This is a genomic window from Bradyrhizobium sp. CCGUVB4N (assembly GCF_024199945.1).
Taxonomy (GTDB): Bacteria; Pseudomonadota; Alphaproteobacteria; order Rhizobiales; family Xanthobacteraceae; genus Bradyrhizobium.
This window is the reverse complement of record NZ_JANADP010000001.1, coordinates 798,572-820,686: the sequence shown is the minus strand read 5'-3', so window position 1 is coordinate 820,686 and position 22,115 is coordinate 798,572. Positions and strand designations below refer to the sequence as shown.

Sequence of the window (22,115 nt, the reverse complement as noted above, 5' to 3'; positions counted from 1 at the left end):
CCAGGCGCGAAGAGACCGCCCTCACCCGATCGCGAAATCGGCCACGGTCTCGGCGCGCGTGGCCGTCGTGTCCAACGTCTCGACCGATGTGTCGGCTGTTCGACCAACTGCTCGATGATCGCTTCATGACTGATGACGTCAGCGAATGCACGCGGCGCAACGCCCGTAGATGTACGGGACGTGCGTCGGCGGTAGCCTTTGCAGATTGCGCCAGTTGCGCGCGAAACGCGATTTGAAGGTGTAACGAAGTCGAAGCGCGCTTCGCGGCTGAAAATTAGTTTTGCCTCATAATCGTAATGACTCCGACGCAAAAAAAGAAAATAGGCTGCTTCAACAAGAATAATTAGTGGGAGGAGTACATGGATACTGCGGGTCGCCTGCGCGCGATGGCAGTGCTGTGCCGTCAGACAGCCGCGCGTCATCCTGATCGAAGTTGGAAACTGCTCGCCGAAGCTGAGTTTTGGGAGCATTTGGCCAATGATGCGGCGCGCGATCATGTCGACCAATGCTCGATTTGCTCACCGCTTCCTGAGGAGCGCAGTATTGCACGACCAGCTGCGGCCCCTGTGGAGTGACTGGGAAACAAAATAATTTGTTAGTGTCTGTGTGCGTAACTTGATGAGTGCCGCCCACCGCCGATTGCGGCACATTGGAATGGGAATGCCGGCCCCGGCTGTTACCCCATCCTGCGGCTGGGGCCGTTTGAACTTTCACAGCATCGTTCAACCCGGTCCACAACCATGATGAGAGGCATCGCCATAGCGCTATTCGGGATTGGGTTCCTTACCCAGCTCGATCAAGCATTCCTCTATGGTCGCAATACCGACGCCGCGCTCCGGCTCATGCGGGACATCAGCAGAGGTTTTGGACTGTAGGACATTGTCCGGTGCCCCCGTTGATCGGGCAGCGCTCCGCCAGGCCGCTACTTCTTCAATAATATGTCTTTCGCTCGCGCCATCCGCCTGACTGATCCGGCGTGACGGCCCAATTCCGCGGCTATCTTCGATGCGCCAACGCCCCGCCGGGCCAGCGCGATCAACCGCCGAATCTCCTGCTCGGTCCATTGCTTCGGCTTTGGTGTTTTCATGGTGCGACCCCACGAGCCGCACCACTTAACGGCTGCGGCTGGGGGCCGGCACTTGGGAATTTTACGGGTGGCGCGCCCGGGACGGCCACGAAGCCGCAGTGAGTTGGTTAGTCAGGTCTGCTTGGGGCACAGCTGACTTCCGCACCGACTTGAGCTGGTCGGCTTATCTCCCGAAGACGGACATAGATCGCGATTCTCATCTAAGCCGACTCTCTGCACCCCAAAAAGTTCGTCAGCCGTCCAGTAACGTCAACGCCTCGCGCACGCGGTCGATGACGCTGTCGTAGTCACGGCCCTCTGTTTGCCTGAACAGGCGGACGGTGGGGTACCAGGGACTGTCGTCCCGACCGAGCAGCCATCGGTAGTCGGGAACGTAGGGAAGAAGGATCCATGTCGGGCGCCCGAGCGCTGCAGCCAGATGTGCGACACTGGTGTCAACGGCGATGACGAGATCGAGCGCCGAAATCAGCGCGGCCGTATCAGAGAAATCGGCGAGGTCGCCGGTGAGATCGACGATATCCGGTCGTTGATCGAGAGCCTGCTTGTCGAGCGGCCTCGGGTCCTTCTGCAGGCTGACGAACTGTGCGTCGACATCCATCAGGCGGCTGAAGACGCTGAGAGGCACGGAGCGGTTGCGGTCGTTCCAGTGCCGTGGATTTCCGGACCAGACCAATCCGATCCTGCGTCGATCGCGACGCCCAAGACGCGTTTCCCAATGCGCGATCCGATCTGGCGAAACGGCCGGCAAGTATGAGCGAGCCGAGGGAATCGTGTTGAGCGTGGTTCCGAAGATCAGTGGCAGGCTGTCGAGCGCACAGTGAAAATCGAAGGCGGGCAGGACGGAATCGTCTCGCTTGAGAACGCACTGGACCAATCCGTCCATGCCCGAAAAGAGTGACGCCAGGGACTCCTCGACCAACAGGACAACCCGAGCACCTTGCGCGGCCAGGAAGGGAATATAGCGGACAAACTGAATCGTATCGCCCAGCCCTTCATCAGCACAGACAAGCACGGTCTTGCCGGCAATACTCTCATCGCCGAGCCATCGCGGGGAGCCCAACTGAGGATAGCCGCGAGACAGATGCGGGATCTCCCATCGGGCTTCGCGCCCCCGCCAGCCCTTTTCGAATTCTCCAGTCAGCAGCTGGAGCAGCGCAAGGTTCCATTCCGTGACAGCCAATTCGGGGGCGATCGCCAGCGAACGTTCATATTCCGTCTTGGCCTGGTCGAGGCGGCGAAGCTCGACAAGAGATGCCGCCCTGTTGGTGATGGTTCGTGCAATGTGCGGCGCCATCGCCAGCGCCCGGTCGAACGACAAGACAGCCTGATCGTGCTGACCGAGCGCCTGCAGGACGTTGCCGAGGTTGCCGTGGGTATCCGCGTTGGTCGGATCAAGCTCGATGGCGCGCATGTTGTCCGCGCGCGCCTCGTCCAGCCTTTTCAGGCTCTTCAACACCAATGCCCGCATGTGGAACGACGGAGCATGATCAGGCTTCGCTTGGATGCTGCGATCGAGAAAAGTGAGAGCGTCGTCGAATTGCTCCAGCCCGTGCAGCAGGTGGCCGGCCTTGTAAGCCGCCTCCCACAGATGTCCATCGAGCTCAAATGCGTGCTTGAAGCAAAGCAGTGCGTCAGAGGATCTGGTCGCGTCGATCAGGAGGTTGCCCATGAGCGACCAAAGCGAGGCGTCGCCTGGCGCCAATTGAACAGCCTTGTCGGCCACTTGCAGGGCCTGTTCGATCCGCCCTTGCTTGGCCAACGCTGTCGCCAAGTTCGCCAGATAGCGTGGGCGAGCTTCGGTTCGAACCGCCTGCGAAAACCACTCGACCGCCTGCCCGAAATGACCTGCGCTGAAAAAGACCTCGCCCATGAGATGCAGGATCTCGGCCTTGTCCACGCCAGACGCCGACAGGGCCTGCTCACAAAGGCGCTGCGCATCAAGGTGGCGCCCCTCCTTGAGATAGGCGGAGACTGACTCTCGAAGATTGGCCTCTCTCAGGTTCTTGGCTGGCTGTATCTTGTTCCGCTTTTGGCCGCGGTTCCCGGGAGACATTCCAAATTCCAAGTCGAGACAATAGGTCCCACTACCTCTAGATGATTCGTCGTCACGATGGCCAAAAAACCTCGCTCATTGGTTGCGACCAAAAAATACTCCAAGCCGCGGTTGGAACCAACTCCGCTAAAGGCAGATGAGTGGTGGCTATGGGTCAAAATGCGAAAACTCGGGTTGAGCAAATGCGGTCCGCTCTGCCGCGACGAGCGGACCTCAGTCAGATGAGACGCAACTCCGCAGATGGGCCAATTCTGGAAGTGAGCACTTTCATTCGATCACCTCGTCTGCGCGAGCGACCAGCGAAGGTGGGATGTCGATTCCAAACGTTTTTGCAGTTTTGAGATTGATGAAAAGTTCAAACTTGGTGGGTTGTTCGACCGGCAAGTCAGCAGGCTTCGCGCCTTTAAGTATCTTATCAACATAGGCGACGCAGCGCCGGTTGAAATCCATAATGTCCGCTCCGTAGGATATGAACCCACCGAGTTGTACAAACTCTTTTCCCATAGCCACTATAGGCAACCGACGCGGTGTCGCGAGGTCGACAATGCGTTTTCGTTGATTGAAAAGCATCGGGCTCGGAAATATGAGAATGGCATCCGCACGTTCTCCAATCATCGTTGAAAATGCGAGATCCAAATCGTCGGGGGCGTGCACAGCAACTAGTCGGAGCTGCACTCCCAGGGTTAGTGCCGCCTCTTTTGCTTCTGCCATCATGTCATTCATCGTGCGCTCGCCATAGGCGCCGGGATGCCAAAGAGCGGCCACCCGCGAGGCCGTGGGTAGCGCTTCCTTGAGCAGTGCTAAGCGCTTGGGCACAAGCTGCGGGCCGAGGAAGGTCAACCCAGTGATGTTGCCCCCCGGTCGAGCGAGGCTGGCCACCAGCCGATCCCCCACAGGATCGCCCATCACCGGAACGACAATGGGAATTGTGGTGGTCGCTTGCTGTGCGGCCCGCGCGGCGGGCGTATTCGAAGCGACGATGAGATCCACCTTAAGTCGGACCAGTTCAATCGCCAGAGCCGGAAACCGTTCGACCTTCAGGCCTGCAGCTCGAATCTCTACGAGCACGTTCTGACCATCGACATAACCAAATTCGCGTAGTCCTTGGTCGAAGGCTTTGATGGCGGCGCGCGCCTCGGGAGATTCGATCGCACCCGTCACCAGGAGGCCAATTCGAGGTATTTTCTTGGATTGCTGCGCCCGCACCCCTAGCGGCCATGCTGCCGCTCCGCCAATAACACCAAGAAGTTCTCGTCGCTTCATGGATCTCGCTCATAAACCGTGGCAGATCGTCATTGCCCGATCTGTTGAAGCACCGCGAACCACAGCGCGAGCGGTTCTCTGAGCGCTCCCGGCTCGGACGGCTTCTGACGAACGGCAGTGTGCACCATCACAAGCTTCGAGACGGGATCGACCAGGATGACCTGACCGCGTATGCCAAGCAGAGCAAATCTGCGCTGCTCGCCAGGGAGGATCCACACCTGATAGCCATAGCCGAAATAGGGTGTGGCCACGCGCGGAGCAAGATAGCCGTCGCTCGGCCTGACGGTCGTGGCATCCAACAACCACTGCCGGGGGATCAGCTGACGACCTTCCCAAGCGCCATCATGTGCAAGCAGCCGACCCAGGCGCGCATAGTCGCGCAAGGTCGCGTTGAAGCAGCAAAACGCGATCTCCTGGCCGCTGCCATCTATCGCCCATGAAGCATCCGCTTCGGTGCCGATGGCATCCCAGATCCGATCGTGGAGATAGTCGGCAACCGGCGTGCCAGTAGCGGAGCGCAGGACCAGGCCCAGGATCTCGGTTTCCACGCTTGCGTAGTGCCATCTGGTACCCGGCGGCGCGATTCGGGTATTGAATTGCGCGATGACGGCGGCAGGATCTTTTGTCTCTTCAACGAACAACGCTCGCCCAAGCCGGGCTATATCGTCGTGCCCGTCATAGACTTCCGAAAACTCGACGCCCGACGACATATTCAGCAAGGCTCGGATGGATGTGTTTCCATATTCCGTTCCCGCGAGGCCAGGGACATAAGTTGAGGTAAGGTCGTCGATCGACTTGATCCGTCCCTCCGAGACCGCGATGCCGACCAGCATCGACACCAGCGTCTTGGCCATCGATTGCGAAAGAAAGCGGTCGTGATCGGTCCGCGAATATTGATAGTGCTCGTACAGGATGGTGTCGTCCCTGGCGATCAGGAGTCCTGTCACCGGGTTTCGCTTGAGGTAATCCCCGATGCTCAGCCGCTCGGTGCCAAAACTGTAGGCGATTGATGGCTCTGGTGCGCGCTTGAATTGCCAGGGTACCGCCGCGCGACTGATCCGGCGAGAGGGATAAATCTCGTCGAAGTGGCTGTAGGCTCCGACGAGCTTGTCAAGCTGTGTGGTGGTCGCCCGCGTGCCCTTTGGATAGCCGGACGCCGCGCCGTAGATATCAGCATCGGGGCCGCTATTTGAAAAAACCGGTCCCGCCGCGCCGGAAGAGCTTTGGACGTCCTCTGCGCATGCCAAGGGCGCCCAGACCGCGGAGACAACGATCACGGGCAAGAAAAGCCTGCAGCAACCGCGCGGCGTGCAGAGCGCTCCCCAGTTCACTGGACTTAGCCTCCTCAAACGTTCTTGCGTACGCATTTACCAGAACGACTTTGCAGGCATGTGAGGAGAGCATGCTATCACCACGGCTAGACGGTGTCAGCATGGTGCACGTAGGATGGGTTGAGCCGTTGCGAAACCCATCGTCTAAACAGACGGGCGCACTAGCTCGACCCGATCGTGAAGGAAGTTTGATGGGTTTCGCTTCGCTCTACCCATCCTACAAGCTGCACCACTTAACGACTGCGGTCAGGGGCCGGCACTTGGGAGTTTGACGGGTGGCGCGCCCGGGTCGATATCCGCGTCCGGCCCCAGAGCTGCTATCCGCCGCCTCGCACAAGAAAAACCGCCGACGGCTCCACCTCGACAAGGAATTGCTCCCTGGCGAGGCTTGGCACTCCAATCCAGGTTGTACACGGCGGGTTATCGCCGAACACCGATTTGAGAGCAGCGCTGATTGCCTCGCCCTCGTGCATGTGGGTTTGCTTGATGTAGAGCCGCAACGCGCCGACCTGATCGAGGGTCGCACCGACCGTCCCCAGCGCTACGCTGAGGTTTTCGAGACTCTTGCTGAGTTGACGACCGATGTCGCCGGCTCCAATGACGTTCTGATCTGCGTCCCAAGCCACCTGGCCGGACACATACACGATGTCGCCGAACGGTGTGGGGACAGTGGCGACCTGCGCGAAGCCATATCGCGAGCTATCGAAGATTCCGGTGGGAACATGCATCGTTCGGCTCATGAGAGCTCCCTTGGCCAGAGCGCCAGTCAGCGACGCCACGACAGTAGAGCAGAAAGCCGGCAATGGGAAAATCGACCTATCGAGCCTCCACCGACATTGCCCTCACCCGATCGCAAAATCCGCCGCCGTCTCCGCGTGAATGGCCGTCGTATCGAACGTCGCGACCGACGTATCGGCGGCCCCCACCAGCATCGTGATCTCGGTGCAGCCGAGGATGATGCACTCGGCGCCGCGCGCCACCAGCGTGGCCATCACGTCCTGATAGCGGCGGCGCGAGGGCTCTGCGACGACGCCGAGACATAGCTCGTCGTAGATGATGCGGTTCACGTCGGCGCGCTCGTCGGCAGACGGAATCAGAACATCGAGATCATGCGCACGGAGACGGTCGATGTAGAAGTCTTCCTCCATGGTGAACTTGGTGCCGAGCAGCCCGACCCGCCGATATCCCTTGGCCCGGATGCGTTGCGCCGTGGCGTCGCCGATGTGAATGAAGGGGATGGTCAGCTGCGCGGTGAGTTCAGGCGCCAGCTTGTGCATCGTGTTGGTGCACAGAATGATTGCACCGGCGCCCGCGCTTTCGAGCCGCCTGGCCACGTCCGCGAGGCTTGCCGCCGCCTCGGCCCAGCGGCCGGAGTACTGCATCTCCTTGATCTCCTGGAAGTCGTAGGAATACAGCAGCAGCGGCGCCGAATGCAGCTTGCCCATGCGATCGCGGACGCGTTCGTTGATGAGCTTGTAATAGAGCGCGGTGCTCTCCCAGCTCATGCCGCCGATCAGGCCGATGGTTCGCATCCCCTTGCCTTTCGAAATCCGGTTCACAGGGATCGTAGACGAAGACGGTGACGCCCGCCATCGCGGCACGGAGCGAACGGCTCCATGTCAGCGGGTTGAACCCGATCCGGCCTCGGCGACACTATCTCCTGCAGGGTAAACGGCTTCGCCCGTCCGCGAGCGATACGGGGAGTGTCTCGCATGCGACAGCGAAACTGGCGATTGATTGCGGTGGGCACCGTGCTGCTGGTGCTGGCCGTGCTGTTCTTCCTGTCGATGCGCGACATGACGCTGTGGTCCAATGATCCTGTCGCCCTGATGCGCACGGTCGGAGAGGTCTCCGGCGTCGTCGGCGGCATCAGCCTCGTCATGATCGTGTTCGGCCTGATCGGCAGGAAGGCGCCGGTTTGACGCGACGCCGGCCGGAAGGCTCGGTCACGGCGGCATCACGCCTCCGCTACGAGCGGAATAACGGGTCTCCGACGCAAATCTGAATGTCAGAACCGCGCATTGCGCGCGGAATGGCATCTGGAGGCCGCGATGATCACCTCAAAACTCTTGGTTGCGCTCGTCCTCGCATCGACGATCGGCGCCGCGTCTGCGCAATCGTTCCATCCATCGGTGGCCGGAAAGGAAACGACCACAAGACCCTGGACAGCGCCGGTCGGCCATCGCCAGCCGCATGCCGCCGATATCCCGGCAACGACGATGGGTCCCTTGGATTTCCTCGATCAGGAGGATGCCAATGTCGACCGCAAGATCAGCGGCATTTGTCGGGGTTGCTGAATGCGTTGCTCCCAACGCCTGCATGGCCGAACAGGAGTTGGCGTTAACGACGTTTAACGGTTCCAGCCCGAACGGAAATCGCTTCGAGGTTTCTTAAAATTTGCTGGGTACCTCTTCCGGGCATCGTGATCCGGAGAGAAATATGGCGAAGCGGGCCAAGCGTGGAAAGGCGGAGACGCTCGCAGTACCAATGGCCGCGAGAGTTGCCATTGGCGCTGTGGCCGTCGCCGCGCTGGGGTACGGCTTGCTGTCTCACCCAGAGACAGTTCAACCGACGCGGAAGCCGTCCGTGCACGAGGCCCAGGCATCGTCATCTGCGGTTTACGTGGCAACACCGGCTCATGTCTCAGCGCCAACGCCGGCTCCGGTTCCCGCCCCGGCCCCGGCCCCTCTGGTCGAACCGCCAAAAGCCACCGATGGTCCCGGAGCATTTGTCCGGCAGGTGGTTGACTACGCCAGTCACCAGACGCCGGGCACCGTGATCATCGATACCAAGAACACGTTCCTCTATCTCGTTCTGAACGACGGCCAAGCGATGCGCTACGGCATCGGCGTCGGCCGCGAAGGTTTCACATGGTCCGGCGAGCAGACCGTGGCCCGCAAGACCGAATGGCCGGATTGGCGTCCGCCGACAGAGATGCTCGTGCGTCAGCCCTATCTGCCGCGGTTCATGGCAGGCGGTCCCACCAACCCGCTCGGCGCCCGGGCGATGTATCTCGGCGAGACCGAGTATCGAATTCACGGCACCAACAAGCCCGATACGATCGGCAAGCGGGTCTCGTCCGGCTGTATCCGCCTGACCAACGACGACGTCACGGACCTCTACGAGCGGGTGAAGGTCGGCGCGAAAGTGATCGTGCTTCCACCAGCCGCTGCCCGCGCGACGCCCGACGCCGCGGTCCGGTCGCCGGATCCGGCGTCGCCGTCGAGGCGGCCCTCGGCAGCCAATGCGCAGATGCTGTCATCCGGACCGAAGATCGCCGAGGCGCAGTAGCGCTGTCCTTGGTCTGCGAGTGAGAGCGAGCAGACATTCAAGTCGCAGCTTTCAAGTCAGCTCGCGGCCAATAGCGAGCGTCCAACGGCCCCTGGTCCGACGTCTGCCTGAAACCTGAAGCAGACGCCAACAGATTAGCGCTTCATGTCATCCAGGTGGGGGTGATCGTTATGGATATTATCGAGAAGCAGGGTGTCTACCCGAGCGATGATATCGCCAACCGATGTCCTTAATCTCAAAAATTCATCTGTTGGAGCGGCTTCTTTGGCGAGCGTGAGCGCCAAGGACAACTCCGCAATAGCCCGTTCTGCGTGCTGCTTGAATCTTGTGGCTGAGTTCGCGTCCATAAGGTCCCTCATTATTTCGCGAGATCACGCAACTGAAGCCCAATCTCCTTTGTACACTTGGCGCTTCTCCGCCACCATGATGGCGGAATGGCCTATCACCCAATTGTGGCGCAGCTTCATGAAATTGCAACCGGCCTCGGCCGCACTTATAGATGAGCGCGGGAGCTTGACGATTGGCCAGCTGGTAGCGAGATGACGAATCGGAACAGCTTGGAAAGTCCGCTGCGCGACATCGCGGCGATATGGCGGCGGCTCACGACCCGGCTCCGCGAGCTTCTCGGATGGGAGCCGAGTCATCGCATTGAACTCTCCAATGGATTGTCGCTCAAGATCACGGAGCGTTGGGTTGAACTTCAGGCTGATGGCGAGGGGCCGCAGTACCGCCTCACGCGTGAGGACGCTGCATTCTTCGTCCGGCAGGCGCTGAACGCTTTGGCCGCCCAGGAGCGGCGCGAGATCGCAGTATCGCTTGATCTGTACGCCGCGGTGGATGCGAGAACCGAACGCATCCCCGAAACCCTGTTTCAGAAATTGGCCTACAGATTCATCAGGCCTGAACAAGTCATCCTGTCGCTTGGTCGCGGTACATTCACATATCGGGCAACGCTGGACAGGACGGGGGTAGAAGCACGCTTAAAAGAGGCCGACGCAATTCTGGGCAGTGCGCGGCCGGCCGCATCATAAGACGTGATGTCCAGCGACATTGTCGACACCGCCTTTTGACCCCCGCCAGATCCCACAAGGGAGCCGACGGCGTGCGCCGGCTTCCCCGTCTCTTGCCCCATACGCGCCCTACGACGCCTTCTTCGCTTCCACGTATCGTTTAAAGCTGTCGAGGATCGCCTGCCAGCCGCCCTGCTGCTGCTCGACCGAATGCGTCTGCTCGGCATCGAAGGCGACGCGGACGACGACGCCCTTTGCCTCGGGCACGAATTCGACCTCGGCCTTGCGATCGCCGAACGCGTATTCGATCCGCTTGTGCTCGACGATCTTGGTGTAGGTGCCGGCGAAGTCGAAGCCCATGCTGCCGTCCTTGGCCTCCATGCGCGACGAGAACACGCCGCCTTCGCGCAGGTCGACCGTCGCCTTGGTCGTGTGCCAGTCGTCCGACGCGGCGTTCCACTTCACGATGTCCGCAGGCGTCGTATAGGCACGCCAGACCTGATCGATGGGGGCGGCGACGCTGGTTTCGACGGTGATCCTCATGGGTATTGCTCCAGTTCGATTTTGACGGCTCGAGGTGACGACGTCACGTAGGGGGTCTGTACAGGACGCCCGAGACGTGTCGACCCAAGGACGGTCGAGACCAGTCGATGCCGACATGGCCCGACCGTCAATGCGACAAAAAATGCGACGAGAAAGATGTTGCCGAAAAGGCGCACGCCGCCGCTTGCCTTCGGTCGGCGCCTCAGCAAACCTTCTGGAAACGCGCGCGCCAGCGCGATGCGCTGGTCGGCGGCAGCACGTAGCTCTTGCCCTCCGCCGAGATCGTCAGGGGTTGGCCGGAGCCCAGGAGATCGAGGACGCGGGTTTCCAGCGCCCCCCATTTGCCTTCGGCAAGTTCGGGATGGCCAAGGTCTGCCTGGTTGAACATCGCAGTGTTCGGCGGGAAGGACTCGGGGCCGGCATAGGTGAAGCCGGCGAAATCCATCTGCGTCTTGCCGTTGCCGATCGTGATCGTGGCCGCGGTGTGCTCCTGCCGCGGCGCTTCGCCCGGATAGACCGCATCCAGCTCGTAATGCGTCCCGCAGCCGAAGCGAAACACCGTCTTGCGGTTCGTGTCGAAAAAGGTGAGCCAGGGCCGATCGTAACGGTCCATCTCGAGCGTCCAGGCGCCGCGCCACATCTCCTTCGACGGGCCGCCGGCCGCCATTGCCGCAGACAATCCGAGCCACGACAGCGCGACAACGATTCCGAGCAGCCTTGCGTGCGTCGCCATGACAAGCTCCCAACGCGATCCGCGGATGATCCCTACACGAAAGCGGATCGACCGGCCGGTTCAGATCGCGCCCGTCTTGCCGCGGATGGCCATCGACCGCTTGATGACCTCCCGGGCATCGGCGTAGCGCCCCTGATCCTTGTAGAGACCGGCCAGGTTCTCCAGGACATCGGCGAGATCCGGATGGTTCGGACCGAGCGTCCTCTCCATGGTGGCCACCGACTGCTTGAACAGCCGTTCGGCATCGGCGTTGCGCCCCTGACGCGCGTAGAGCGCGGCCAGATTGTTCTGCGCCTGCGCGACGTCGGGATGGTCGGGTCCATACGCCTTCGTCGTCACCGCCATGGCGCGCTTGAGCAGCCGCTCGGCATCGGCATAACGGTGACGATTGATGTAGGCGTCGGCGAGGTTGCTCATCAGCACCGTAGCTTCGGGGTCGTCGGGACCGTTGGCCTTCTCGAGGACGGCCAGCCCGCGCTTGAACAGCGGCACGGCCTCGTCGTACCGTCGCTGACCGCTGTAGACGGCGGCGAGGTTGCTCAACGGCAGCACGATCGACGGATCGTCGGGACCGATCGTTTTCTCGTCAATGGCGATGGACCGCTTGAGAAGCGGTTCAGCGTCCGCGTAACGCCCTTCCGCGCGGTAGAGGTCGCCCAGATTGTTCAGCACCATCGCGACTTCCGGATGCGCCGGACCGAGCGTCTTCTCCCTGATGGCAAGTGCACGCTTGTACAGCGGCTCGGCGACCGCGTACTGGCCGAGATTGTAGTGGATCGTGCCGAGATCGTTCAGCGGCATCGCGACGTTGGCGTCATCGGCGCCGAACTCCTTCTCGCGCAGGGCCAGCGCCTTCTGGGCGAGCGGCAGCGCTTCGATGTACTTGCCGGCCCGATAGAGCTCTTTCATCTGCAGGGTGAGCGTGCCCGCGTCATCCTCTCCCGCCCGGGACGGCGCGCTGAGTGACAGGGTCAATGCGAGCGCGGTCACCGCGACACGGATCGATGCTTTCAAGGCCTTCATCGCGCGTTCCTTCGTCGCAGTTCTCGGGGCATACGCGCTTTTGGTGCGCCCGGGGGCCGGACAGGTTCAATGCGGATGGGGTTACCGGAGCGAGCCCGGCAGGGCGGCGTCCCCTGCGATGTTCGCCTTACGGTCCTGCTTCCCGTGTGCGATCAGGTGAAGAAGCCGCCCAGCCTGTCAATGACGAGTTCCGGCGCCTCCTCGGGCAGATAATGTCCGCAAGGGAGGCTTTCGCCGCGCACATCGACGGCCTTTTCGCGCCAGGTTGCGCGCACGTCGTAGGTCGATCCGACGACGCCTTTTTCGCCCCAGAGCACCAGCAGGGGGCAGCCGATCCGCTTGTCCGAATCGGCCGCGTCATGGAGCAGGTCGATGCCCGCGGCCGCGCGATAATCCTCGCAGACCGCGTGCAGCGTCTCGCGCGTATAGCAGCGGCGGTATTCCTCGAGCGCAACCGGATCGATCGCACCTAGCGTCTTGTTCTGCTTGTTGATGTGCGCCTGCAGATAGAAATCGAGATTGTTGCCGATCAGGGTTTCCGGAAGCGGCGCGGGCTGGCTCAGGAAGAACCACCACATGTAGCGCATGGCGAAATCCTTGGTCACCTTCGCATACATCGTCGCGGTCGGCGCGATATCGAGCAAGACAGCCTTGGTGACCGCAGCGGGATGATCCAGCAGCAACCGGTGCAGCACGCGTCCGCCGCGGTCGTGACCGGCCGCATAAAAATGCTCGAAGCCGAGCGCGCGCATGACCTCGACCTGATCGCGCGCCATCTCGCGCTTGGAATAGTTGATGCTGTCCTTGCCACCGTCCGGCTTGCTGCTATCGCCATAACCCCTGATATCAGTGAGCACGACCGTGAACCGCTCGGCCAGTTTCGGGGCAACCTTGTGCCAGCACACGACCGTCTGGGGATGACCATGGAGAAGCAGCAGCGGCGCGCCCTCGCCCTTCACCAGCGTGTTGATCTCCGCGCCATCCGTCCTGATGCGGCTGCGACGAAAGCCCGGCAATAGTTTTTCGATCTGGTCGCTGTGCACGGTCGTCGTCTCCTCGGCAAGAGCGGGCAAATCCAGCATCGTCGAACCGATCGCGCCCGTGGTCGCCGCTGCGAGCGACATCAGGCGACGCCGCGTCAGCCTCGGATCAAATGGACGTTCTGCCTGATCATCATCGGACATGTCGCGTTCCCCGGAAGGAATTGGGCCCTTGCGGAGAAGGTGCCGGCCGGATCAGCGAAAATCCAATGTCAGGTCAAAATATCATTATGCACGGCCTGCATAAGCGACCGTGCGCACCAGCGCGGCGCCGCAATGGCCGCGATCAATTCCGCAACGTCGCCGGCAGGATGTAGTGATCCAGCAGATCCAGCTCGGGTGCGACCATGTGCTTGGATTCCCGCCCCGCGTTGAAGACGACGACCATGTCGAGCGCGGGGATGATGATAGTCTTCTGCGAATTGAAGCCTTTCGCGGCGGCCCATTCGATGGTGCGATCGCCGTCCTGTGAGCGACCGACCCACCATTGGTAGCCGTAGGAATGCGGCTCCGTGGTCTTGATGTGCTCGGCGGTCGATTGATCGACCCAGGAGGCCGAGACGATCTGCTTGCCTTGCCAGGCGCCGCGGTTGAGCACGAGCTGGCCGATCTTCGCCCAGTCGCGCGGCCGCAGGCTCAGCCCGCTCGCCGACGTCGGAAGGCCGCTCACCGGAGTCTTGTACCAGGCCACATCCTTGATGCCGAGCGGCGCGAAGATGCTGTCCCGGGCCAGCACATCGACGCCCTTCCCGGTGATCTTCTTCAGGATGGTGCCGATCAGCTCCGTTTCCGCATTGTTGTACTGGAAGGACACGCCGGGAGCCCGCTCGGCGCCCAATCCTGCCGACATCGTCAGGAGATGGCGGAGCGTGATCCGATCCTTGTCGGATGCGCCCAACCCCGCATAATCGGGGAGATACGACGAGATCGGCGCGTCCAGATCCTTGATCAGGCCGCGATCCATGGCGATGCCGACCAGCAGCGAGACGACGCTCTTGGTCATGGAATAACCGTTGTGCCGCGTGGTCGGGTCGTAATTCATCTGATGCGGATAATCATAGTAGCGCTCATAGACGAGCACGCCGTGCCTGATGACGACGATGTCGTCGACATCAGCGAGCTTGCCGCCGCTGATGCCCTCGTCCATCGCGCAGAGCAGCGCCGCGTTCAGCCCCTGCTTGTCCGGCGAGCTCATCGCCCATCCGTCATGGATTTCGTGCGGAATGCCGCAACCGGATGCAGGCGCGGCCGCGACAGGACTTGAAGCGAAAGCACACGCGGCCGCGATGACGCCGATCCATGTCCGCATGTCAGGCTCTCCCCCACCCTTGCCCACGACGAGCAACCCAAGGATGCCGTTCCGTGTGTGACCGTTTTGCGGCGTTGCAGGTTTTGCAGGAGCCTTCATTGTAGGCAAATGCCTGAGTGCAACACAGTCCGGCCATTTTACTCCACTAGGTCAACGCCACATTTTGGAGCCGCGTCGATGCGCCGGTTGTATTTGTTTTGCCTGGCTTTGTTTTTTGGCCTGGCCTCGTCCGCGCATGCGGCAGGTCTGCAGCTTCTGGACACCGATCCCACTTTGGCCGGCGCGATCTGGTATCCCTGCGCGGCGGAGCCGCAGCCTGTGCCGCTCGGCAAGGTCTCGATGAATTTCATCACCACCTTGCAGGGCGTGAAGGATTGCCCGGTGTCCGGGAGCGGATTGCCGCTCGTCATCATCGCGCATGGCCGCGGCGGCTGGTTCGGTGGACACGATGATACGGCGCAGGCGCTCGCCGACGCCGGCTTTGTCGTCGCCGCCATCAACTATCCCGGCGACAACGGCGCCGACCGTTCACAGAGCGACAGCCTGTCCATCATCGCCGCGCGTCCGAAAGAGACGATCCGCCTGCTAGACTTCATGCTGAACGAGTGGCGCGATCGCGCGGTGATCGATCCCGCGAGGATCGGCTTCTTTGGCTTTTCCGCCGGCGCCTATACCGGATTGATCCTGGCGGGTGCCAAGCCGGACTATCAGAAGATTACGGGACTCTGCACCGAGGGCAACCATTCGCCGGGATGCGAGCAGTTTCGTCGTGGCGACATTCCGCCCGAGCCGCAGCACGATCCGCGCATTCGCGCCGCGGTGCTCGCTGACACCGCTTTGAACTTCATGTTCTCTGCGGACGGACTGACCGACGTGCACATTCCCCTGCTGATCTGGCGATCGAAATCGGGGGGCGGTGGCATCGATCCCAAAAATGTGGTGCTGACGGCGAGCAGCCTGCCGGGCAAGCCGGAGGTGCGCGTCATGCCCGCCGGCCACTTTGGATTCCTGGCGCCGTGCACGGAGAAATTCGCCGCCGAACTGCCGCGGCTATGCACCGATCCGCCGGGCTTCGACAGAACCGCGTTTCATCACGAGCTCAACGCGAGTATCGTGAGCTTCCTTCGCGATCATCTCGCTGCCGAGCGGAAACCCTAAAGCCCGCCGGGACACGGCACAGACATCCGCTGGAAAGAGAACGATGGCTTTCTGGATTGCAGGCGCGACTGGATTGGTGATCGCCTATCTGCTCGGCTCGATACCCTCGGGCTATCTGGCCGGGAAGCTCCTCAGGGGCATCGACATTCGCGAGCACGGCTCCAGGTCCACCGGCGCCACGAATGTGTTGCGGACCCTCGGCAAATGGCCTGCGCTCGCGGTGCTGATCGCCGATGTGCTGAAGGGCGCGGCTGCCGTCGTCGTGGCGCGCTGGTTCTGCCCCTGGCTCGCCGCCGAACTATCGCCGGCACCGCCGGCCGCGACCGATCTGCAAGTCTGGGTGCCGTGGGCGGTGTGTCTCGCCGGCATTGCCGCGCTGCTGGGCCATGGCCGCTCGATCTGGCTGAACTTCACGGGCGGCAAATCGGCTGCAACCGGGCTCGGCGTGCTGCTGGCGATGTCGTGGCCGGTGGGACTGGGTGCAGCGGCCGTGTTCGGCGCCGTGCTGGCGCTGGTGCGGATCGTTTCGCTTAGTTCGATGCTCGCGGCTTTGACGGCGATCGTCCTCGTCTGCGGCTTCGAACACCCTCTGCCCTATCGCTTGCTGGTGATCGCAGGCGGCCTCTACGTGATCATCCGCCATCGCGCCAATATTGAACGGCTGCTGGCGGGGACGGAGCCGCGGCTGGGCCAAAGCAGCCCGGACGTGAAAGCCGAAGCGCAGGTCTAATTCACCGCCTGAAGCGCGGCCGTGAAGGTGGCGAGATCGGCGCGCGCCAACTCGTCAGGCGCCCATTTCGGGAGGTCTGCGAGCTCTGCGATCACGCGGGCCCGATCCTGCGGCAGCAGAAAGCTTGCCCAGACGTCGCGCGTGTCGCGCAGCGCAGCCGCCACCAGCCGCGCGTTGGCGGGCTTGCTAGCGCCCTGGATCGCCGCGCAGACCGTGGTCAGGATGTAGACGGCGCTGTTCTTGCGAAAGCCTGTCATTCCTTCCTCGCGGATGCGGGTGCGTTGCTCCGGCGGGAGCTCTCTCCAGAACAATTGGCCCGCCTCCGCCTCGCGCGCCATGCCGCGGATCATGAAACTCATCGCCACCGCGTATTGGTCGCCATACTCGGTCATGTTGCGCCCAAGCGCAGCGAAATCGGGCTGCGGCCCCGGCTTCGCGCCGTAAAAGATGAACAGCTTGTGGGTCTGGTTTGCGGTGTCCGTCCAGTCCATCAGCCAGCCCATGTCGCTGCCCTGCACGGGCGGCAGCGCGGCGAGGGCGTCGAGATCAAAGACATGGCCAAGCAAGGCTGCGATCTCCGGCCGGGTCAGATCCGGCCGCTCGCCCTTCTTCGCGACGCCATCGACATAGGCCTTGAAGGCCTTCGCGGCATCGCGCGCGGCGGCCAGATCGCGCGCACCGTCCTGCGCGAATGCGGGCGACGCGAAAGCGAGCAGGATCAGGAGAATTCTGACGATCGGCATGGGAGTTGGTCGTGCGCCACGCCGCCGAGGTTCAGAGCGCCGGCAGCCCTGGCGGCGGCTTGCGCCTATTCGATGCCTGCTCATAGGCATAGGCGAGACGCAGCAGCTTGTGCTCGCTCCAGGCACGTCCCGCAAAGCTCACGCCGAGCGGATAGTCCGGCGTCTCCTTGTCGCCGGCCCCGGAGACGAAGCCCGCGGGCACCATGACGCTGGGATAGCCCGCCTTCGCCGAGATCACGCAACCGCTGCTGCCGGGGAACAGCACCGCATCGAGCTTGTGCCGGTTCATGTAGGCATCCATGCCGTGCGTCCTGGCGGCGAGCAGGTCCATCGCGCGCGCGGATTTGTATTCGCGCTCGCTCAGGTCGCCCCTGGTGAGGTCGGCGGCGAGAAACAGATCCTGGCCGAAGCGCAGCGCCTTCTTCGCGTGCGCCTCGTTGAAGGCGATAATGTCGGCCATGGTCTTGATGTCGGTATTGGTCGCCCAATCCTTGAGATAGAGATTGAGGCCGTATTTCAGCTCGTAGAGGAACACGATCGGCGAGCCGGTCGGATTGCCCTTGTTGATGCTCAACGGATTGCGGTTGAGCACAGCCATGCCCGTGCCCGGCCCGCCGAGCCAGCCACGCGTCGGCATGTTGGCGCGCACGATGACGGCGCCGAGATCCTCGAGCACCTTGATCGTCTCGGTCATCACCTTGGCCCAACCGGGTTGCAGCTTGCCGTAGTAGCGATCGTTCAGCGGATCGGCCGGGTCGCCCGGCAGGCCGATACGCGCGCCCTTCATGGCGTCGCGCGAGAGGCCTGCGGTGTAATCGGCCGGCCGCCGCTGCCGCTTTGTCGCGGGATCGAGCGGGTCCTGGGCCGCCAGAACATTGAGCAGCATCGCCGCGTCGCGCACCGTGCGCGTCATCGGCCCTGCGGTGTCCTGGCTGTGCGCGATCGGAATGATTCCGGCGCGGCTGATCAGGCCGACGGTCGGCTTCACCGTGACAAGCCCGTTCATGCTTGCAGGATACAGCAGTGAACCCGAGGTCTCGGTGCCGATCGAGGCCGCACATAGGCCGGCCGCGACGGCGACCGCCGACCCCGAGCTGGAGCCACCAGGGACCACGACCGGGATGTCGTATTCTCCCATCAGCGCCGGCGCATAGGGGTTTTTGACCTGACCGCCCAGCGATGAGTAACCCGCGGGCATCTCGATCGCGAGGATGTTGGCGAACTCCGTCAAATTCGCCTTGCCGAGAATCACCGCGCCGGCCTTCCGCAGCAATTTGACGACGGTGGCGTCGCGCTTCGCGCGTGCGCCCTCCAGCGCCAGCGAGCCCGCCGTCGTCGGCTGCTTGTCGGAGGTCGCGATGTTGTCCTTCACCAGGATCGGCACGCCCGCGAGCGGCCGCTTGGCTGATGGCTTGGTGCCGTCGAACCCGGCTGCAATGGTGAGCGCATCGGGATTGAGGGCGCGGACCGAATTGAGCGCCGGCCCGGCACGGTCGTAGGCTGCGATCCGCGCGCGATAGGCTTTGGTGAGCGCCGTCGCGGTGACCTGCCCGCCTGCCAACGCATCGATGATGTCGCTCATCGGCGCGTCCTCGAGCCTCAGCTCGGGCAGCGCTGCGACGCCTCGGGTCGGCTTCTTCATGACGCGCCTCTACTCGCCTGTCTTGCCGCGCGACTTCTTCGCCTTGTCCACGGACGGGGCGGCTTCAATCAGCGCCTTGAGGAAGGTCAGCACGATGCGCCCGCCGCGATCGTCATCGCCACCGGTCGGAGAGAGTGCGAGCCCGCGGCTCAGCGCGGCAAGGCCGCTCGCGATCTCCGACGGTTCTCCCGGCACTTTCTTGCCGAACAGTTCGAACAGATGCGCGATCATCGTGCCGAGCGCGCGACGATGCTTGCGGTTCGACTCGTTATAGACCTTCGCGAATGCGGGGCTCCGCAGCGCGTGCAATTGCAGTTCGATCGCGAGCACGCCGAGATCAGGGTCGGAATTGACTGTCTCCGCCCACGCCTCGATGCCCGCCATGGCCACATCGGCGTCGCCTTGCGCGCGCGCCAAATTCTCCTCGATCCGCGCCCGCTCCTCGGCTTGATGCTGCTGGATCAGTTCGAGCAGTATGGCTTCCTTGTCTGGGAAGTTCGAGTAGATCGCGCCCAGCGAGAAGCCCGCAGCCTCCGCGATGTCGCGGATCGAGGCTGTCGCAAAGCCCTTTTTCACGATTTCCCGGCGGGCGGCCTCGATCAGGAGGCCCCTGGTACGAGCCTGGCTCTCTTCGCGATTCAGCTTCGCCACGCGGACATTCTCTCTCGTCTTCAAATATCACTTGATATTCGAATATCAATTGATATTTGTATTGCATCGATGGTTTCTCAGAGGGCATATAACATGGATCAGAAAAGCCTGGACCGCACGCTGGCGCTGCTCGCCAGTCTCGCAGCGTTGACAGTCGCCGCGATGGTTGCCTCCATCCTCGCGACCCACAGCTCGCAGGACTTTTTCCAGAGCGCACGCGCGATCGACGATTACCGCGCCTTCATTGCCTCGCCGCTTGCGGTCCTGGGGCTTCGGCTCAATCTCGGCCTCGACAATCTCTTCATGGTTTTCTACGGCGCCTTCTTCGTGGCGCTGGCCGCCCGGTTGCGCGGGCTGGTGGATTCGCGGCTGATCGGCGTCGCGCTGGCCGCTGCCATGCTGACACTGCTGCTGGATTCGCTGGAAAATCATCACATCATGACTGTTGTGCACGCGCTCCAGACGGGCCTGCCAGTTTCGGCCGCCGACGGCGAAGTCCAGATGGTCGCCTCTCAGGTCAAGTTTCACGCCAGCTATCTCGCGACGTTCCTGTTCTCGCTCGGCTTTCTCCGCCTCGGCAAAATGGGGCGCATCATTGCGATCGTGCTCTGGTGCTACATCCCCTTCGGCATCCTGATCTCGGTCGTGCCGCCCGAGCAGGCCAAGGTTTTGGCATTGGCGCGAACGATCTTCTTTGTCCTCGCCTTCGTGCTGTCGGCCCGCCTTTTCTTCTCGCTGGCCCGGAAAGACGACGCGACGACTGCCGTTGCGACTTGATTGAATTGCGCAGATAGACCACCATCGCGTTTCACCGCTCACGGCAGAATGGGCGAGGAAACGCGGATATGGACGGAACCGTTGAAGTCGATCTCGTCGCGCGGGCGCGGGCCATCGCGCCGCTGATTGCGGGTCAGGCCAACGAGATCGAGCGGACGCGGCGGCTGACGCCTGCCGTCGTCGACGCGCTGATCGAGAACGGGCTCTATCGCGCGCTGCTGCCGCAAGACCTCGGCGGGTCGGAAGCGCCGCCCGAGATCTTCATGCAGATGCTGGAGGAGATCGCGAAGGCCGATGCATCCACGGCCTGGTGCCTCGGCCAATGCAGCGTCTGCGCGATGATCGCGGCCAGCCTCGACCACGGCAGCGCGCACGAGATCTTCAACACCGCGCCCGGCATCCTCGCCTGGGGCGCGGTGGCGCATGAGGCGCGCGCGGTCGAGGGCGGCTACCGCGTCACCGCGCGCTGGGATTTCGCCTCGGGCTCGCGGCAGGCGAGCTGGCTTGGCGCGCATGTCCGCATCGTCAATGCCGACGGCACGCCGCGCAAGAACGCCGACGGTTCGCCGGAGATGCGCACCATCCTGTTCCCGCTCGCGAGCGCCGTGATGCACGATGTCTGGCAGGCGATCGGGCTCGCCGGCACCGGAACCGATTCCTACGAGGTGAAGGATCTCTTCATTCCCGATCGCTTCGCCGTGTTCCGCGACGTGCCGAGCGCCCTGCGCGAGCCGGGCCCACTCTACCGGCTCCCGACCAGTTCAACCTTCAGCCTCGGCTTCGCAGCGGTCTCGCTCGGCGTCGCGCGCGCGACGCTGGATGCGTCGATTGCGCTGGCGCGCGCAAAGCACCAGTCGCTGGCGGCCAGCGCCATGCGCGACAACCAGGCGGTCCAGGGCCTGATCGGCCGCACCGAGGCGGATTTGCGCGCCGCCCGCGCCTATCTCTATGCGACGGCGAATGCGATGTGGCGCGATCTCTCCGCGACAGGCACTTTCAGCCCGGCGCATCGCAGCGCCGTCCGCCTCGCTTCCACCTGGACCATCCAGCAATCGGCAAAAGTGGTCGACACCGCCTATCACATGGCCGGCGCCACCGCCGTATTCCGCAGCAATCCATTCGAGCGGCGGTTTCGTGACATGCATGCGATCGCCCAGCAGATCCAGGCGCGCGACACGCATTACGAGGATGTCGGCAAGGTGATTTTGTCGTCGCCCGCATCCTGAAGTAGCATATCACAACAGCGTTGCGGTCGCATGCATCTACAGGAATCGCGACAAAAGGGGGTGATATGCGCCGGCTTCCAACTGTGATCGGTACGGCCCTCTTGACGTTAGTCATGGCGGGCTCCGCCCACGCGGAGAAAGTCTATTATCTTCACGACCCCGGCGGCAACACCGCCGCGCACATCTACACCTATACGCACATCAATGCGGAGTATGACCGCGTGGTGATCGACGGTCGTTGCAAGTCGTCCTGCACGACGGTCCTCGGGGTCGTTCCCCTCAACAAGATCTGTATCACCCCGAGCGGTTACTTCATGTTCCACGCCGCGCATCACGGTGACCGCAGCATCAATCCCGGCGAAACTCAGCTGATGATGTCGGCCTATGCGCCCCCGGTACGGGACTGGGTGATGAAGCACCACGCGCTCGAACAGGTGGACCCTTACACGTACCTGTACGCCAGGAATGTAACCTTCATCCGCCAGTGTCGCCGGTAGCCGATGCT

24 protein-coding genes are annotated in these 22,115 nt (G+C 62.5%); 10 read left to right on the top strand and 14 right to left on the bottom strand.

The genetic code is table 11. The features are described from left to right. Positions 1–359: 359 nt before the first annotated feature. Complete coding sequence (locus tag NLM31_RS03870) at positions 360–575, top strand: hypothetical protein (RefSeq protein ID WP_254191520.1); 216 nt, start codon at positions 360–362, stop codon at positions 573–575. Between the two features lie 744 nt (positions 576–1,319). Here NLM31_RS03870 and NLM31_RS03865 read toward each other — a convergent pair. From NLM31_RS03865 to NLM31_RS03845, 5 genes are all read right to left on the bottom strand, one after another. Continuing rightward, positions 1,320–3,140 (bottom strand): tetratricopeptide repeat protein, encoded by a 1,821-nt coding sequence (locus NLM31_RS03865; RefSeq protein WP_254191519.1) that lies wholly within the window; start codon positions 3,138–3,140, stop codon positions 1,320–1,322. Between the two features lie 267 nt (positions 3,141–3,407). Continuing rightward, positions 3,408–4,403: an ABC transporter substrate-binding protein gene (locus tag NLM31_RS03860; protein WP_254191518.1), complete on the bottom strand. Its 996-nt coding sequence runs from the start codon at positions 4,401–4,403 to the stop codon at positions 3,408–3,410. Positions 4,404–4,432: 29 nt separating this feature from the next. Next, positions 4,433–5,680 (bottom strand): serine hydrolase, encoded by a 1,248-nt coding sequence (locus NLM31_RS03855; protein WP_254196131.1) that lies wholly within the window; start codon positions 5,678–5,680, stop codon positions 4,433–4,435. A gap of 371 nt (positions 5,681–6,051) precedes the next feature. Further along, positions 6,052–6,474 (bottom strand): RidA family protein, encoded by a 423-nt coding sequence (locus NLM31_RS03850; protein WP_254191517.1) that lies wholly within the window; start codon positions 6,472–6,474, stop codon positions 6,052–6,054. Between the two features lie 102 nt (positions 6,475–6,576). Beyond that, positions 6,577–7,266, bottom strand: a complete 690-nt coding sequence (locus NLM31_RS03845; protein ID WP_254191516.1) for an aspartate/glutamate racemase family protein — start codon at positions 7,264–7,266, stop codon at positions 6,577–6,579. A 180-nt stretch (positions 7,267–7,446) separates the two neighbouring features. Between NLM31_RS03845 and NLM31_RS03840 the strand changes: the two genes are divergently transcribed. The 3 genes from NLM31_RS03840 to NLM31_RS03830 all read left to right on the top strand — a co-directional run bounded on the left by NLM31_RS03840 (position 7,447) and on the right by NLM31_RS03830 (position 9,025). Continuing rightward, positions 7,447–7,656, top strand: a complete 210-nt coding sequence (locus NLM31_RS03840) for a hypothetical protein (RefSeq protein ID WP_254127989.1) — start codon at positions 7,447–7,449, stop codon at positions 7,654–7,656. A gap of 129 nt (positions 7,657–7,785) precedes the next feature. Then, on the top strand, positions 7,786–8,031 hold the full coding sequence (locus tag NLM31_RS03835; RefSeq protein ID WP_254127988.1) for a hypothetical protein: 246 nt from the start codon (positions 7,786–7,788) through the stop codon (positions 8,029–8,031). A gap of 142 nt (positions 8,032–8,173) precedes the next feature. Further along, complete coding sequence (locus NLM31_RS03830; RefSeq protein ID WP_254127987.1) at positions 8,174–9,025, top strand: L,D-transpeptidase; 852 nt, start codon at positions 8,174–8,176, stop codon at positions 9,023–9,025. A 134-nt stretch (positions 9,026–9,159) separates the two neighbouring features. Here the strand turns inward: NLM31_RS03830 and NLM31_RS03825 are convergent, their stop codons facing one another. Beyond that, positions 9,160–9,309 (bottom strand): hypothetical protein, encoded by a 150-nt coding sequence (locus NLM31_RS03825; protein ID WP_254127986.1) that lies wholly within the window; start codon positions 9,307–9,309, stop codon positions 9,160–9,162. 255 nt (positions 9,310–9,564) lie between these two features. On the opposite strand from NLM31_RS03825, the gene NLM31_RS03820 reads away from it, so the two are divergent. Then, positions 9,565–10,056, top strand: a complete 492-nt coding sequence (locus tag NLM31_RS03820) for a hypothetical protein (RefSeq protein WP_254127985.1) — start codon at positions 9,565–9,567, stop codon at positions 10,054–10,056. Positions 10,057–10,164: 108 nt separating this feature from the next. On the opposite strand, the gene NLM31_RS03815 is transcribed toward NLM31_RS03820, so the two are convergent. From NLM31_RS03815 to NLM31_RS03795, 5 genes are all read right to left on the bottom strand, one after another. Continuing rightward, positions 10,165–10,578, bottom strand: a complete 414-nt coding sequence (locus tag NLM31_RS03815) for an SRPBCC family protein (protein WP_254191515.1) — start codon at positions 10,576–10,578, stop codon at positions 10,165–10,167. Positions 10,579–10,780: 202 nt separating this feature from the next. Further along, positions 10,781–11,311, bottom strand: a complete 531-nt coding sequence (locus NLM31_RS03810) for a hypothetical protein (protein WP_254191514.1) — start codon at positions 11,309–11,311, stop codon at positions 10,781–10,783. A gap of 60 nt (positions 11,312–11,371) precedes the next feature. Continuing rightward, positions 11,372–12,334 carry a tetratricopeptide repeat protein gene (locus NLM31_RS03805; RefSeq protein WP_254191513.1) on the bottom strand — a complete coding sequence of 321 codons (963 nt, stop codon included), beginning with the start codon at positions 12,332–12,334 and terminating at the stop codon, positions 11,372–11,374. A gap of 152 nt (positions 12,335–12,486) precedes the next feature. Continuing rightward, positions 12,487–13,518: an alpha/beta hydrolase gene (locus NLM31_RS03800; protein ID WP_309143667.1), complete on the bottom strand. Its 1,032-nt coding sequence runs from the start codon at positions 13,516–13,518 to the stop codon at positions 12,487–12,489. A 142-nt stretch (positions 13,519–13,660) separates the two neighbouring features. Next, the gene (locus tag NLM31_RS03795) at positions 13,661–14,683 is read right to left on the bottom strand and encodes a serine hydrolase (RefSeq protein WP_254191512.1); all 1,023 of its coding nucleotides are present in this window, start codon (positions 14,681–14,683) and stop codon (positions 13,661–13,663) included. A 177-nt stretch (positions 14,684–14,860) separates the two neighbouring features. Between NLM31_RS03795 and NLM31_RS03790 the strand changes: the two genes are divergently transcribed. Both NLM31_RS03790 and plsY read left to right on the top strand, forming a co-directional pair. After that, a complete protein-coding gene (locus NLM31_RS03790; RefSeq protein WP_254191511.1) occupies positions 14,861–15,841 on the top strand; it encodes a prolyl oligopeptidase family serine peptidase in 981 nt (326 codons plus the stop codon). 43 nt (positions 15,842–15,884) lie between these two features. After that, positions 15,885–16,571, top strand: coding sequence for a glycerol-3-phosphate 1-O-acyltransferase PlsY (plsY, locus tag NLM31_RS03785; RefSeq protein WP_254191510.1), 687 nt, complete (start codon positions 15,885–15,887; stop codon positions 16,569–16,571). Here the strand turns inward: plsY and NLM31_RS03780 are convergent. The 3 genes from NLM31_RS03780 to NLM31_RS03770 are packed head-to-tail and all read right to left on the bottom strand — an operon-like array spanning position 16,568 to position 19,607. Further along, on the bottom strand, positions 16,568–17,314 hold the full coding sequence (locus tag NLM31_RS03780) for a hypothetical protein (protein WP_254191509.1): 747 nt from the start codon (positions 17,312–17,314) through the stop codon (positions 16,568–16,570). The two genes, plsY and NLM31_RS03780, sit on opposite strands and share 4 nt — an antisense overlap. A gap of 31 nt (positions 17,315–17,345) precedes the next feature. Beyond that, complete coding sequence (locus tag NLM31_RS03775; protein ID WP_254191508.1) at positions 17,346–18,956, bottom strand: amidase family protein; 1,611 nt, start codon at positions 18,954–18,956, stop codon at positions 17,346–17,348. Positions 18,957–18,965: 9 nt separating this feature from the next. Continuing rightward, positions 18,966–19,607: a TetR family transcriptional regulator gene (locus NLM31_RS03770; protein WP_254191507.1), complete on the bottom strand. Its 642-nt coding sequence runs from the start codon at positions 19,605–19,607 to the stop codon at positions 18,966–18,968. A 93-nt stretch (positions 19,608–19,700) separates the two neighbouring features. Here NLM31_RS03770 and NLM31_RS03765 point away from each other — a divergent pair, with 93 nt between their 5' ends. From NLM31_RS03765 to NLM31_RS03755, 3 genes are all read left to right on the top strand, one after another. Next, positions 19,701–20,384, top strand: coding sequence for a hypothetical protein (locus NLM31_RS03765; RefSeq protein WP_254191506.1), 684 nt, complete (start codon positions 19,701–19,703; stop codon positions 20,382–20,384). Positions 20,385–20,452: 68 nt separating this feature from the next. After that, on the top strand, positions 20,453–21,610 hold the full coding sequence (locus tag NLM31_RS03760; protein ID WP_254191505.1) for an acyl-CoA dehydrogenase family protein: 1,158 nt from the start codon (positions 20,453–20,455) through the stop codon (positions 21,608–21,610). Between the two features lie 113 nt (positions 21,611–21,723). Continuing rightward, positions 21,724–22,107: a hypothetical protein gene (locus NLM31_RS03755; RefSeq protein WP_254191504.1), complete on the top strand. Its 384-nt coding sequence runs from the start codon at positions 21,724–21,726 to the stop codon at positions 22,105–22,107. Positions 22,108–22,115: the final 8 nt, after the last annotated feature.